The organism is Pseudomonas sp. IT-347P (assembly GCF_949768005.1).
In the GTDB taxonomy this organism is placed as follows: domain Bacteria; phylum Pseudomonadota; class Gammaproteobacteria; order Pseudomonadales; family Pseudomonadaceae; genus Aquipseudomonas.
The window spans coordinates 511540-525219 of the sequence record NZ_CATKPQ010000022.1 but is presented as its reverse complement, the minus strand read 5'-3'; the positions used below and the strand labels follow the sequence as shown (position 1 = coordinate 525219).

At 57.7% G+C, this 13680-nt stretch carries 14 protein-coding genes; 5 read left to right on the top strand and 9 right to left on the bottom strand.

Annotated elements, in window-relative coordinates:
- Window positions 1–118 precede the first annotated feature (118 nt).
- The 7 genes from ACM6IV_RS11140 to ACM6IV_RS11110 all read right to left on the bottom strand — a co-directional run bounded on the left by ACM6IV_RS11140 (window position 119) and on the right by ACM6IV_RS11110 (window position 5744).
- Window positions 119–886 carry an SDR family oxidoreductase gene (locus tag ACM6IV_RS11140; RefSeq protein WP_095120260.1) on the bottom strand — a complete coding sequence of 256 codons (768 nt, stop codon included), beginning with the start codon at window positions 884–886 and terminating at the stop codon, window positions 119–121.
- Window positions 887–908: 22 nt separating this feature from the next.
- Window positions 909–1976, bottom strand: coding sequence for a phosphotransferase family protein (locus ACM6IV_RS11135; RefSeq protein ID WP_414870006.1), 1068 nt, complete (start codon window positions 1974–1976; stop codon window positions 909–911).
- Window positions 1977–2198: 222 nt separating this feature from the next.
- A complete protein-coding gene (locus ACM6IV_RS11130) occupies window positions 2199–3167 on the bottom strand; it encodes a 2-hydroxyacid dehydrogenase (protein WP_414870005.1) in 969 nt (322 codons plus the stop codon).
- 171 nt (window positions 3168–3338) lie between these two features.
- On the bottom strand, window positions 3339–3767 hold the full coding sequence (locus ACM6IV_RS11125; RefSeq protein WP_414870004.1) for a hypothetical protein: 429 nt from the start codon (window positions 3765–3767) through the stop codon (window positions 3339–3341).
- Window positions 3768–3781: 14 nt separating this feature from the next.
- The gene (locus ACM6IV_RS11120) at window positions 3782–4267 is read right to left on the bottom strand and encodes a DUF4822 domain-containing protein (RefSeq protein ID WP_414870003.1); all 486 of its coding nucleotides are present in this window, start codon (window positions 4265–4267) and stop codon (window positions 3782–3784) included.
- A gap of 350 nt (window positions 4268–4617) precedes the next feature.
- Window positions 4618–5142, bottom strand: a complete 525-nt coding sequence (locus ACM6IV_RS11115) for a cysteine hydrolase family protein (RefSeq protein WP_414870002.1) — start codon at window positions 5140–5142, stop codon at window positions 4618–4620.
- A gap of 218 nt (window positions 5143–5360) precedes the next feature.
- Window positions 5361–5744, bottom strand: coding sequence for a tautomerase family protein (locus tag ACM6IV_RS11110; RefSeq protein ID WP_414870001.1), 384 nt, complete (start codon window positions 5742–5744; stop codon window positions 5361–5363).
- Between the two features lie 239 nt (window positions 5745–5983).
- Here ACM6IV_RS11110 and ACM6IV_RS11105 point away from each other — a divergent pair, with 239 nt between their 5' ends.
- From ACM6IV_RS11105 to ACM6IV_RS11095, 3 genes are all read left to right on the top strand, one after another.
- Window positions 5984–6178 carry a hypothetical protein gene (locus ACM6IV_RS11105; RefSeq protein ID WP_414870000.1) on the top strand — a complete coding sequence of 65 codons (195 nt, stop codon included), beginning with the start codon at window positions 5984–5986 and terminating at the stop codon, window positions 6176–6178.
- Between the two features lie 100 nt (window positions 6179–6278).
- A complete protein-coding gene (locus ACM6IV_RS11100) occupies window positions 6279–6461 on the top strand; it encodes a hypothetical protein (RefSeq protein ID WP_414869999.1) in 183 nt (60 codons plus the stop codon).
- Window positions 6462–6706: 245 nt separating this feature from the next.
- Complete coding sequence (locus tag ACM6IV_RS11095) at window positions 6707–7987, top strand: HAAAP family serine/threonine permease (protein ID WP_414869998.1); 1281 nt, start codon at window positions 6707–6709, stop codon at window positions 7985–7987.
- Between the two features lie 229 nt (window positions 7988–8216).
- Here ACM6IV_RS11095 and acnB read toward each other — a convergent pair whose 3' ends face one another.
- A complete protein-coding gene (gene acnB, locus ACM6IV_RS11090; RefSeq protein WP_414870259.1) occupies window positions 8217–10826 on the bottom strand; it encodes a bifunctional aconitate hydratase 2/2-methylisocitrate dehydratase in 2610 nt (869 codons plus the stop codon).
- Window positions 10827–11294: 468 nt separating this feature from the next.
- Here acnB and ACM6IV_RS11085 point away from each other — a divergent pair, with 468 nt between their 5' ends.
- On the top strand, window positions 11295–11765 hold the full coding sequence (locus ACM6IV_RS11085) for a DUF1289 domain-containing protein (protein WP_414870258.1): 471 nt from the start codon (window positions 11295–11297) through the stop codon (window positions 11763–11765).
- 160 nt (window positions 11766–11925) lie between these two features.
- Here the strand turns inward: ACM6IV_RS11085 and ACM6IV_RS11080 are convergent, their stop codons facing one another.
- Complete coding sequence (locus ACM6IV_RS11080) at window positions 11926–12789, bottom strand: universal stress protein (RefSeq protein WP_414869997.1); 864 nt, start codon at window positions 12787–12789, stop codon at window positions 11926–11928.
- Between the two features lie 159 nt (window positions 12790–12948).
- On the opposite strand from ACM6IV_RS11080, the gene ACM6IV_RS11075 reads away from it, so the two are divergent.
- Entirely contained in the window at window positions 12949–13560 is a 612-nt protein-coding gene (locus ACM6IV_RS11075; RefSeq protein ID WP_414869996.1) for a tRNA-(ms[2]io[6]A)-hydroxylase, read from the top strand.
- Window positions 13561–13680 lie beyond the last annotated feature (120 nt).

The following is a 13680-nucleotide window of genomic DNA, read 5'->3' as shown; positions in this document are numbered from 1 at the left end:
CCCTTGTAGGAGTGAGCCTGCTCGCGATAGCGGTGTGTCAAATACATAAATGTTGACTGACACACCGCTATCGCGAGCAGGCTCACTCCTACAGGGGGTTATATGTTTGCAATGGGGATCAGGACAGAAACCCGCCATCCACATTCAGCGCAACCCCGGTGGTGTAGCTCGACGCATCGCTCGCCAGATACAGCACCGCGCCGGCCATTTCACTCGGATCGGCCACACGCTTGAGCGGGATCTGGGTCAGCGCCTGTTTCAGAATCGCATCGTTCTTCACTAACGCCGAAGCGAACTTGGTGTCAGTCAGGCCCGGCAGGAGGGCGTTGCAACGGATGCCGAACTGCGCGCATTCCTTGGCGAAAACCTTGGTCATGTTGATCACCGCGGCTTTGGTCACCGAATAGATGCCCTGGAAGATCCCCGGCGAAATACCGTTGATCGACGCGACATTGATGATGCTGCCGCCACCGTTTTCGCGCATCAGCTTGCCGGCTTCTACCGACATGAAGAAATAGCCGCGAATGTTCACATCGACGGTTTTCTGAAACGCGCCCAGATCCGTGTCCAGCACGTTGCAGAACTGTGGGTTGGTCGCGGCGTTGTTGACCAGAATGTCGAGCCGGCCGAACTGTTCCTTGATCCCGGCGAATACCTGACTGATCTGTTCCATTTCACCGATGTGGCAGGCCACGGCGGTGGCCTTGCCGCCAGCGGCGATGATCGCGTCGGCAACGTGCTGGCAGCCGTCGAGTTTGCGGCTCGACACGATCACATGGGCGCCTTGCTGGGCCAGCAGTTTGGCGATGGCTTCACCGATGCCACGACTGGCGCCGGAAACGAAAGCGATTTTACCGTCGAGGTCGAACAACTGAGTCTTGGACATAAGGGTTCCTGAGTGTGGGCCGTCAGAGGCTCGATTTCGCAATGACCTGCAAGCTCATCTGCTCCAGCAGTTTGTTCATGTGAATGAACTGCGCGAAGCGTTTGTCCTGAGTCTGGCCGTGGTAGAAGCGGTAGTAGATCTGCTGCACGATGCCGGCCAGACGGAACAGGCCGTAGGTGTAGTAGAAGTCGAAATTGTCGATCTGGATGCCCGAGCGTTCAGCGTAGTAATCGACGAACTCGCGACGGGTGAGCATGCCCGGAGCGTGGCTCGGCTGGCGGCGCATCAGTTGCACCGGCGCGGGGTCGTCGGCCTGGATCCAGTAGGCGAGGGTGTTGCCCAGGTCCATCAACGGATCGCCGAGGGTGGTCAGTTCCCAGTCGAGCACGCCGATGATCTGCATCGGGTTCTGCGGGTCGAGAATGACGTTGTCGAAGCGATAGTCGTTGTGAACGATGCTTGAAGTCGGGTGGTCGGCCGGCATCTTGTCGTTGAGCCAGGCTTTGACCTTTTCCCAGTGTGGCGCGTCGGGGGTCAGGGCTTTTTCGTAGCGTTCGCTCCAGCCTTTGATCTGGCGGGCGACGTAGCCTTGCGGTTTGCCCAGATCACCGAGGCCGCAGGCGTTGTAGTCGACGCGGTGCAGTTCGACGAAGCGGTCGATGAAGCTTTTGCACAAGGCTTCGGTTTTTGCCGAATCGAGGCCCAGTTCCGGCGGCAGTTCCGAGCGCAGGATGATGCCCTTGACCCGTTCCATGACGTAGAACTCGGCACCGATCACCGACTCATCAGTGCAATGCACATAGGCCTTCGGGCAATACGGGAAGCCGTCGCGCAATTGATTGAGGATGCGGAATTCGCGGCCCATGTCGTGGGCGGATTTGGCCTTGTGGCCGAACGGCGGACGGCGCAGGACGAATTCCTGTTCCGGGTATTCCAGCAGGTAGGTCAGGTTTGACGCGCCGCCGGGGAACTGGCTGATCGCAGGTGTTCCGCTGAGGCCCGGAATGTGCGCCTTGAGGTACGGATCGATCAGGCTGGCATCGAGTTCTTCGCCAGAGCGGATTCGGGTGGACTGGTCAGTAAGCGCCATGCTTATCCCTTCTGCTTATTTTGGAGGCCAGACATCATTGGCTAATCTAATGGTGCGCCCGGGTCGCCACAAGCGCGGGTCGGTCTTATAGGTTAGCGTGTTGCCCGATAATCACCTTTGGGAATGTGCGCGCCGGGCCGCCACAGGCCGAGGTTTTGCGGGTATTCCATCGAAGGCGGGGAGAGAGGGGCGATGAACGCTCGACACGTCGTTCGGCGTGCTTCAGTGCACGCGCTGATTGTTGAGTTTCGGCGGCAAGGCGATGGGCGTCAGCACCGGTTTGCCCGAGAAGAACGCCACGAGATTTTTGCCCACCAGCTCCACCGTGCCTTGAGTCGCTTCCGGTGACAGGCCGGCGACGTGGGGGGTCAACAGCACGTTGCTCAGGGTTTTCAGCGCATCGGGTACGTGCGGCTCCTGGTCGAATACGTCCAGTGCGGCGCCGGCAATTCTGCGTTGTTCAAGCGCCGTGATCAGATCGGCCGTGGCGATCACGCTGGCGCGGGCAATATTGACGATAAAGCCTTTTTGCCCGAGAGCATCGAGTACCGGGCGTGTCACCAGATGCTGGGTGCCGATGCCGCCAGGCGTGGCGACAATCAGGAAGTCCGACGCTCGCGCCAGTTCGGTCGGCGTCGAGCAAAATGTGTAAGGCACATCGCTGCGTACCTGGCGGCTGTGATAGCTGATCTCCATGTCGAAGCCGAGGTTCGCGCGTTTGGCGACGGCCATGCCCACCGCACCGAGGCCGAGAATGCCCAAACGTTTGCCGGCCAGTGACGGGCGCATGATCTTCGGCCATTCGCCACGGCGAACCGCCGCGTCGCAACGCGGAATATCGCGCACCAGTGCCAACAGCATCGCCATCGCATGGTCGGCCACCGACGAGGCATTGACCCCGGCGCCGTTGGTAACGGTGATGCCGCGGTCGCTGGCGGCTTGCAGGTCGACGTGTTCGTAACCGGCGCCGATGACGGTAATGATTTTCAGCGCGGGCAGTGCAGCGATTTCATCAGCGGTCAGGCCCAACGGGCCACGGGTCAGCACCGCGTCGATGCGGCTGCCGTGGGTGGCGATGGCTTGCGCACGCTCGGCGGGTGTGGGGGCGAGGATCAGGTGAAACCCCTGATGTTCGAGAATCGGCAAATAGTCATTGATGGTTTCAACCAGTACCAGAACGGTTGCGGGCATTGCGCGGCTCCTGTGAGCGTCGGCGGTTGGGTCGCGAGAGTCGTTTCAGAGTGCTGAATCCGCAGCGGCTTGGCAATCGTTGTCGTTCGCGCACTGATGCTTTGATTCTGGACGGCTTCGGGCAAGAAGCAAGGGATTGCAGCACACCGGTGATCCGGTGTGCTGCCGACATCATTGGGCTGTCTGAGCCTTGGTTTGTTCTGCCAGGGCAATCGGTTTGAAATCGTAGGTCGGATAGAACTCGGTGCGGTAACTGCCCCACGCGGTGTTTTCCAGGGCGAGGTTCACTTCTGCCAGCCGCGAAGCGGGGAAGCGTACGGTCACCACTTGGCCAATGCCCATCATGATGTTCCAGCTCACCACTTCGACTCCCGCAGGGGGGAAGGTTTTGTAGAACCCCTGTTGTGCGAGCTGGGCCTTGAGTTCGCTCAATGGGCGGGTCTGATCATGCTTGAGAAAAACGGTCAGCATCATGGCGTTGTCGGCAGTGGCGACGGCATTTTTGGCGGGTTGACTGGCGGTTTGCGCGCTGACCCCGGCGCAATAGACAGAGGAAATCAGTAACGTCGATAACAACAGGGTTTTAAGTGACGTTTGCATATCGAACTCCGGGTTTATTGTTTGATAGCGGATTTGGTTTCTATCGTTCCGGTATAGGGCGCGTGAACGACATGAATACGCACAAGAGGATTACTGTCGATCATGTCGCGGGGGACTTCCCGGGAATAAGTGAATTCACGGTTGTTCAATGTTTCCAGACGCCTGACGATGGTTTTGGTCGGGCCGATATCGGGCACCAATACGTGCTGTTTCTGATCGCCAGTGACAAAGAAATAGCCGCCTCCACCGTTGTTGTATTTTGACTCGCCTGTGTCGGTGTAAAAGAACTCGTATCGATTACTGTCGGGATCCCATGTCGATATGCCCACGACGCCGGGATACTTCTCCTTGACGTCGGTTTCGGGGGTGCCGTCGATGTAGACCTTGGTGGTCAGCCATCGCGGCGAAGAACCCAGCTCGCGGACATCTGCGCTGGCGCTGGCAAGCGGGGTAAAAAGCAGTGCGGCCAACAACAGGCCGGTCATTGTGTGCTTTTGCATGATGTGTCCTCTTCAACAAACCAGGAAGGTCGTTTGCTATGGGTCTCATTCAGGGCGTGAAAAATATAGACCTGGAAAAGAGGAATGTTCAATGCTTGCGTAGTTGCTTGTAACAAATGGCTGTTCTTCGGATTTTGGTAATGTTTCGTCGTGATTTTATTTGTCTTTTTTGTTTGTAGGAGTGTTCTGAAGTATCGATAGGGTGATGAGCTTATTATTAGTGTTTTCTGTAATTAATGCCGCTGCTGATATTGGATAAGTACACGTAGTTGTAGGACGGAAGATGAGGTTACAAAAGAAAGATTGACGCAACCGCAGCCGAAGTTGCGTCGATTTCGAGAAGCGTTTCTTTAGAACGTCACGTCTGCGCTGTCGATTAATCGTGCGAAGGCGGCACCGAGGGTTGCATTGTGATGCCTGATGATCGCCTCGGCCGGCAGCGCGGCAGTGTCCATGCAGGTGTGGGCGTCGGCGACCAGCATGACGTTGAAGCCCAGATCGGCAGCGCTGCGGCAAGTGCTGTCGATGCAGAACTGGCTTTTCATACCCACCAGATAAAGCTCCTCGATATTAGCGGCGTTGAGTCGCTGAGCGAGGTCGGTGCCCTGGAAAGCATTGGGGCGGCATTTGTCGAAAAGGGTGTCGAGTTCAGCGTCCAGTTCAAGCGCGTGCAGCAGTTGCCAGAATGGACTGCCGGCAGCAATTGGCGAGCCTTCGGGGCCTGTGTGGCGTACGGCGAAAATCGGCACGTGTCGCTCACGAGCCTGAGCGATCAGGCGCTGGATGTTTGCCAGAATCCGTTCGCCGTCATAGGGCTTTTCCGGGCCGTTGAACAGGCCGACTTGCATATCGATGATCAACAGTGCTGCGCGCATGTTACTTCTCCTTGAGTGCTGCAGATGCCGCACGGACGGGAGAAACAACAAGGCCCCGTCCATTGCTGGCGGGGCCTTGGGTTCGCTGCGCTGGATTTACCTCAGGCACAAACACCACGACCCGCCGGTGGCGGTCGTGGTGGTCCGGGTGAGGTGCAGCGTGCGAGTGGTCATGGGCCGATCATGCTGGCGCCGGTGCCTGACTGTCAATGCCCGGATTACGTGACGTATTGAGCAATGCCATTGCCGAATGACCAGTTTTCTTTCTTTACTTCAACCAGATTGATGAACACGTCCTCCAGGCGTATCGCCAATGCTGTGTGCAGGCTTTCTGCGATGGTTTTGAACAGCAACTGCTTTTTCTCCACCGTGCGCCCTTTGCTGATAGTGATCTGAATGAAGACCATGCCGTCGCTGCGCTGAATCCCGAGATATTGCGGGTCGTAGACGAGATGCTGGCCATCGTGTTCGGTGAGGATCTGAAAGTTGTCGTGCTCGGGCACATCGATACAACTGCGCAGGGCAGCGTAGATTTGCTCGCCGATGCGTTTGGCGAAAGTGGGATCGGAGTGTTGTCTGATGTCGACGCGAACCAATGGCATGGGAAGGCTCCGCAGGGCAGGGGACTCATCTCACGCTAGATCATGTGGGCCAGATTGAAAGGGTTGAGTGCTAGATCACGGGAATTTTCTAAATGGTTTCTGTATGAGGCTGCCTACCTGACTCGGGGATTTTGCCTACGAATTCGACAGATCCGTCCGCTATCCGACAGGGGATGAGTGCGAAATCATGAGGGCACAAAGCATCCCGGGCACTAAGTGCCAAAAGCCAAGGAAGGCACATGCTTCAGAATGATCGAGAAAACCTGGAACTCGAAAGACTGCAAAACGAATCACGCAAGCTCATTGTCGAGAGGCGCAAGCTTATGGCTGAGGAAAACAAACTCAAGCGAGAAAGGTTCTGGTACCCGGTAGCGGTGGGCACGGGACTGCTAACCGCGATTACAGCCGTATTCGGGATATTGACCAAGTTTTAAATGACAAGCTGCACGCATCAGGTTTGCGATCACGCGCACCGGATACTCAAAACGGTTTACCTAGGAAATTGGTCTCTTGGCCTCGCGAAGGAAAATAAACATGTATATAGAAGACCCCAAGGCCAGAGCTGAACGATTACGACGGGAGGATGCCGAGTTCGCCGAAGAGGCTAAAGGTCTATCCCCGGCGGAGATTCGCTCCGAATTATTCAGGTTCGCTATGGGGGCAGTATTTGCGCTGGTCGTCATCACTATCGGAACGATAGTTCTTCGTTCGATTTGAAATGTGTTCTTGAACGCGCGGAAGCATGCCAATAAACGACATTTATCGTGTCTTCGTACGACAGCTTTTTTTCCGAAAACGACGCTCAGACGTCTGCTCCGCACAACCATTCCTCAGCTAAGTCTTTGCTTATGCTCATTTATCGCGGAGAATCGCGCCCCTGTTTCGGCCGGAGCATGTCTGTCGGTTTTTTCCGACGCGTCCTGACCGAGTGGCAAGTGACCGGAATGCGGAGATCCGACCGGATGAATGATCAGGCCAAAAGCGTTGATCAACGCTTTGATGCAGCAGCACCCGCTGAACTTTCGAGCTGGAATCGCCAGGACACCACCTGGATGTTGGGACTGTTTGGGACGGCCATTGGCGCCGGTACCCTGTTTCTGCCGATCAACGCAGGGCTGGGTGGCTTCTGGCCGCTGGTGGTTCTTGCGCTGCTGGCTTTCCCGATGACGTTCTACGCCCATCGTGGCCTGACCCGATTTGTCCTCTCCGGACGTGAAGGCGGCGACATCACGGAAGTGGTCGAGCAGCATTTCGGCATCAAGGCCGGCGCGCTCATCACCTTGTTGTACTTCTTCGCTATCTTCCCGATCCTGCTGATCTACAGCGTCGGCCTGACCAACACGGTCGCCAGTTTCCTCGAACATCAACTGCACATCACGCCGCCGCCGCGGGCACTGTTATCGTTCGTGCTGATTCTCGGCTTGCTGGCGGTGGTACGGTGCGGTGAGCAGGCGATCGTCAAGGCGATGAGCCTGATGGTTTACCCGTTTATCGTCGCGTTGCTGTTTCTTGGGGTGTACCTGATTCCGCACTGGAACGGCGGCATCCTCGCCACCGCTTCGCACGTGCCGGCACCGTCGGCGCTGCTGCACACGCTGTGGCTGGCGATTCCGGTGATGGTGTTCTCGTTCAATCACTCGCCGATCATTTCGGCGTTTGCAGTGGATCAGAAGCGTCAGTACGGCGTGCATGCCGATGAGCGCAGCTCGCAGATCCTGTTCCGCGCCCATGCGTTGATGGTGCTAATGGTGCTGTTCTTCGTCTTCAGTTGCGTACTGACGTTGTCGCCGGAGCAATTGGCGGAAGCCAAAGAGCAGAATCTGTCGATCCTGTCGTACCTGGCCAACCACTTCAACAATCCGACCATTGAATTCGCGGCGCCGCTGATTGCGTTCGTAGCGATCTCCAAATCGTTCCTCGGTCACTACATCGGCGCCAGTGAGGGCCTGAAAGGCTTGATCGTGAAGAGCGGCAAGCGTCCGAGCGCCAAGGCACTGGATCGCATCGTGGCGGCGTTCATGCTGGTGATCTGCTGGATCATCGCGACGCTGAACCCGAGCATTCTGGGCATGATCGAGACCATTGGTGGTCCAGTGATCGCGGCCATTCTGTTCCTGATGCCAATGTACGCCATCCGTAAAGTGCCAGCGATGGCGCGCTATCGTGGTCAGGCGTCCAACCTGTTTGTCACGGCTGTAGGTTTGGTAGCGATTTCGGCACTGGTTTACAAGCTGACGATGTAAACCTGGTTCCATCAATAAAACCGCTGTGCCTGCTCAGGCACAGCGGTTTTTTTTGCCCGGGAGCCGGGCTTGCTTGCGAAATCGGTGGATCATCAGCAATGACATTGACTGAGCCATCGCCATCGCTGGCAAGCCAGCGATGAGGCCCGAACAGGCAACCACCCTCCAACAGGCATAAAAAAACGCCGCTCATCTCACGATGGGCGGCGTTTTTCAGTGCGTTGCAGCGTTAGGCTTGAACGACCGGAATGTTGGCGTTCGCAGCAGCTTCACGGAACTCGGCGATCTGGTCGAAGGACAGGTAGCGGTAGATATCGGCCGCCATGCTGTCGATCTTGCCAGCGTATTCCATGTACTCCTCGACGGTCGGCAGGCGACCCAGGATCGAAGCAACGGACGCCAGTTCGGCCGAGGCCAGGTAGACGTTCGCACCGTCGCCCAGACGGTTCGGGAAGTTACGGGTCGACGTCGACACCACGGTGCTGTTCGGCTCAACGCGTGCCTGGTTACCCATGCACAGCGAGCAGCCTGGCATTTCCATGCGCGCGCCAGCTTTGCCGTAGATGCCGTAGTAGCCTTCTTCGGTCAGTTGGTGAGCGTCCATTTTGGTCGGCGGCGACAGCCATAGACGGGTTGGCAGCTGACCTTTGACCTGATCCAGCAGTTTACCGGCAGCGCGGAAGTGACCGATGTTGGTCATGCACGAACCGATGAACACTTCGTCGATCTTCTCGCCAGCAACGCTGGACAGCAGACGGGCGTCGTCCGGGTCGTTCGGCGCGCACAGTACAGGCTCGCTGATGTCGGCCAGGTCGATTTCGATGACTTCGGCGTATTCGGCGTCGGCATCGGCTTCCATCAGTTCCGGGTTGGCCACCCAGGCTTCCATCGCTTGAGCACGACGTTCCAGAGTACGTGCATCGCCGTAGCCTTCGCCGATCATCCAGCGCAGCAGGGTGATGTTGGAGTTCAGGTACTCGGTGATCGATTCTTTCGACAGCTTGATGGTGCAACCGGCAGCCGAACGTTCGGCGGAGGCGTCGGACAGTTCGAACGCCTGTTCCAGGGTCAGGCCTTCCAGACCTTCGATTTCCAGAATGCGGCCGGAGAAGGCGTTTTTCTTGCCCTTCTTCTCGACGGTCAGCAGACCGTTCTGGATAGCGAAGTACGGAATGGCATGAACCAGGTCACGCAGGGTGATGCCAGGTTTCATTTTGCCTTTGAAGCGCACCAGGATCGATTCCGGCATGTCCAGCGGCATGACGCCGGTGGCTGCGGCGAACGCGACCAGACCGGAACCGGCCGGGAACGAGATGCCCATCGGGAAACGTGTGTGCGAGTCACCACCGGTACCCACGGTGTCTGGCAGCAGCATGCGGTTCAGCCACGAGTGGATGATGCCGTCGCCCGGACGCAGGGAAACGCCGCCGCGGGTCATGATGAAGTCAGGCAGGGTGTGGTGGGTGGTCACGTCGATCGGCTTCGGATACGCCGCAGTGTGGCAGAACGACTGCATCACCAGGTCAGCGGAGAAGCCCAGGCACGCCAGGTCTTTCAGTTCGTCACGGGTCATTGGACCGGTGGTGTCCTGAGAACCTACGGTGGTCATCTTCGGTTCGCAGTAGGTGCCAGGACGAACGCCCTGGCCTTCTGCCAGACCGCAAGCTTTACCAACCATCTTCTGCGCCAGGGTGAAACCCTTGGTGCTTTCAGCTGGGGCTTCCGGCTTCTTGAACAGGTCGAACGGTGGCAGACCCAGCTCGGCGCGAGCCTTCTCGGTCAGGCCACGGCCGATGATCAGCGGGATACGGCCGCCGGCACGGACTTCGTCCAGCAGCACAGGAGTCTTCATTTCGAAGGTGGTGATGACTTCATCGGTACCGTGCTTGCAGACTTTGCCAGCGTGCGGATACAGGTCGATCACGTCGCCCATGTTCATGTTGGAAACGTCGAACTCGATTGGCAGTGCGCCGGCATCTTCCATGGTGTTGTAGAAGATCGGAGCGATTTTGCTGCCGAAGCAGAAACCGCCAGCGCGCTTGTTCGGCACGTAAGGAACGTCGTCGCCGAAGAACCACAGCACCGAGTTGGTCGCCGATTTACGCGAGGAACCGGTACCGACCACGTCACCGACGTAGGCAATCGGGAAGCCTTGACCGCGCATTTCTTCGATCTGCTTCATCGGGCCGATGGCGCCCTGCTGATCAGGAACGATGCCGTCGCGAGCCATTTTCAGCATGGCCAGGGCGTGCAGCGGGATGTCTGGACGCGACCAGGCATCTGGAGCAGGGGACAGGTCGTCGGTGTTGGTTTCGCCGGTAACCTTGAATACGCGCAGGCTGATCTTGTCGGCCAGGGTCGGACGGTTCTTGAACCACTCGCCGTCAGCCCAGGATTGCAGCACTTCTTTAGCGTGAACGTTACCGTTCTTGGCTTTTTCCGCGACGTCGTGGAACGCATCGAACATCAGCAGGGTGTGCTTGAGTTGCGCGGCAGCGACTGGCGCCAGCTCGGCGTCGTCCAGCAGGTCAACCAGGGTCACGATGTTGTAGCCGCCCTGCATGGTGCCGAGCAGTTCTACAGCGCGCTTTTTGTCCAGCAGAGGGGAGGAAACTTCGCCCTTGGCCAGTGCAGACAGGAAGCCGGCTTTGACATAGGCCGCTTCGTCCACGCCTGGTGGAATGCGATTGGTGATCAGGTCAACGAGAAATTCTTCTTCGCCAGCCGGAGGGTTTTTCAGCAGCTCGACCAGGCCTGCTGTTTGTTCGGCGTTAAGCGGCTGGGGAACGATACCCAGGGCTGCACGCTCTTCGATATGTTTGCGGTAGGCTTCAAGCACAGTTATTACCCTCATCAGTGGTCCCAAATGGGTGTCCGGGACGCTCATCCCGAAATTGCCGTACTCATGCTCCTCACGACGTTGTGGGTCGTTCGGCCAGAATTACCGGCAATTCCTTACAGAAGCTGCTTTCAAAGTTTTACGCCTGCAGAACGGGGAGCTGATGAGGGTTGGCGCTGGATTTTTCCCCGCTGGAAAAATCCCTCGCCAACACCGCTCTGAAGGAACGACTGTGCTCGTGACGCTTTGAAAACAGCTTCTAACGGACATTGGCGCCTTAAAAGGCTGGCTGATTCTACGGCAAAAAAAATTTAAAGGTAAGTCGCGCTCTATTGGACTTTCGTGGCAATGCGCGTGGCCGGGACAAACGCCGCGCGCGGCTGAGACCCTGATGTTTGAGGGGTGATCAATGCCCGACAAAGGGCTAAGATGCCGACCTGTTCCGTGTTTCAGTGTTTTGCCTATCTTATGCCCAATCAGACCATCAAGACCCCCTGCGTCGGCCTCTGCTCCACTGTTTACGGTGATCTGGTGTGCCGTGGCTGCAAGCGTTTCCACCACGAAGTGATCCACTGGAATGGCTACAACGAGGAGGAAAAGCGTGCGGTGTGGCTGCGTCTGGAGCAATTGCTGTCACAAGTGATGGCAGCCAAGGTCGAGATTTTCGATCCGGCGCGCCTGCGTGAACAGCTGGAACAGCGCAAGATCCGCTTCGTGCCGCATCAGTCGGAATATTGCTGGGCCTATCAGCTGATTGCTCGCGGTGCGCGGGTGATCATTAATCTGGAAGCGTACGGGATGGTATTGCTGCCGGAGTTTCGCGACTGGAGCCTGCCGGAACTGCGTGATGCCATTGATCGGGAATTCTTCCTGCTGTCGGAAGCGCACTACCAGCGCTACATCGCCCCCGGATTTCTCAAAGACGCCTTTGGCGGCTAGAAGCTTCGCGAGCAGGCTCGCTCCCACAGGGAAATAGATTTCAATTGTAGGAGTGAGCCTGCTCGCGATAGCGGTCTATCAGTCAACATTGTTGTCGTCTGACACGCCGCCATCGCGAGCAGGCTCACTCCTACAGGGATCGCATTTCAAATGTGGCTGTTCAGTGCTTCACCACCAGCTCCACCAGATGATCCTCAACCTCCTGCGGCTTGAGCACCAGCACATCGCTCTCCAGTGCATCGAGAATCACTTCCGCGGTATTGCCGATCAACGCCCCTGACAACCCGGTGCGCGCTACCGTGCCGATCACCGTGACCGCCGCCCGCAGCTTTTGCGCCATGAACGGAATCAACACGTCCGCCGGGCCTTCCTCGATGTGCAGGTGTTCATCATCAACATCGAATTCCGCCTGAAACGCCCGACACTGCTCGCGATAACGTGCCTCGATGGTTTCGCTCAGTTGCAGCGTCGGATCGGCTGCCGACAACATCGGTGACGGATGGGCGCTGATCACATGCAGATGCGCTTTGGCCAGACTGGCAATGTCATAGCCGTGATCGATGATGGTGGTGTGCAAATGCCGGTGTTCGCCATCGACATTGCCAACATCCACCGCGGCCAGAATCACCCGATCCTTCCATGGCGTACTGGTTTTCACCAGCAGCACCGGGGTAGGGCAGTGGCGCAGGAGTTTCCAGTCCGCCGGGGTCAGCAGGGCTTTTTTCAGCGAGCTGTCCGGGAAGTGCTGTTTGATCACCAGCCCGCAACCCTCGGCCTGCTGCACATCAATGATGGTTTCGTGCAGGCTTTCGTTCCACGCCTGTTCGGTGGTCACGCTGTAGCCGTCGGCCACTAGCGCGGCTTTGAGCACACTCAGCATGCCGGCGTGGTCATGCTTCTTGTCGCACACCAGCAGGTGTAGATGGGCCTGGGTCACGCCAGCGATCAACTTGGCACGCTTGAGCGCCAGGCTTTCCGAATGTTCGGGGTTGATGACCACCAGAATGCTGCGAATGGCTTGCATGAGCGGAGTCTCCAGCAAAGAAAAGGCACGGCGTTGCACAACTATAGTTGCTGCTCGATCGTGCGCGACTTGATGCATATCAACGCCAGCCGCTGGTGGTCTGCGGGCAGGCCGGTATAATCGGCGCCCTTCGCTCGAACACCTTTTACCGTGAGCCCCATGATCCTTCCCGAAATCCACGAATTCCTTGGCTGCCGCACCCCCGACGCCTGGGTTCAGGCTGCCCTGGCCGATCAGGAAACCCTGCTGATCGACCACAAGAACTGCGAGTTCAAGGCCGCCAGCACCGCCCTGAGCCTGATTGCCAAGTACCATTCCCACGTCGACCTGATCAACATGATGTCGCGGCTGGCCCGAGAAGAACTGGTGCACCATGAGCAGGTCATGCGCATCATGAAACGGCGCAAGATCGAACTGCGCCAGCTCCACGCCGGCCGTTACGCCTCCGGCTTGCGCAAGGTGGTGCGCAGCCACGAGCCGGTGAAACTGGTCGATACGCTAGTGGTCGGCGCGTTTATCGAAGCACGCAGTTGCGAGCGTTTCGAGGCCCTGGTGCCGCATCTGGACGAAGAACTCGGCAAGTTCTACTTTGGCCTGCTGAAAAGCGAGGCGCGGCATTTTCAAGGTTATCTGAAACTGGCCTATCAGTACGGCGATGCGAAGGACATTGCTCAGGTCATCGAAAAAGTCCGCGCCGCCGAGCAGGAGCTGATCGAGTCGCCGGATGAAGAATTCCGCTTCCACAGTGGTGTGCCTGCACAAGATTGTTAAAAACTCTTAAGAGTATGAAACATCACCGAAAACCGGCCCCAGCGGCCGGTTTTTGCTGCCTGAAACAAACGCCTGCGCCACGAAAGCCGCCATAATGCCGACCACTTCACACATGGGCGG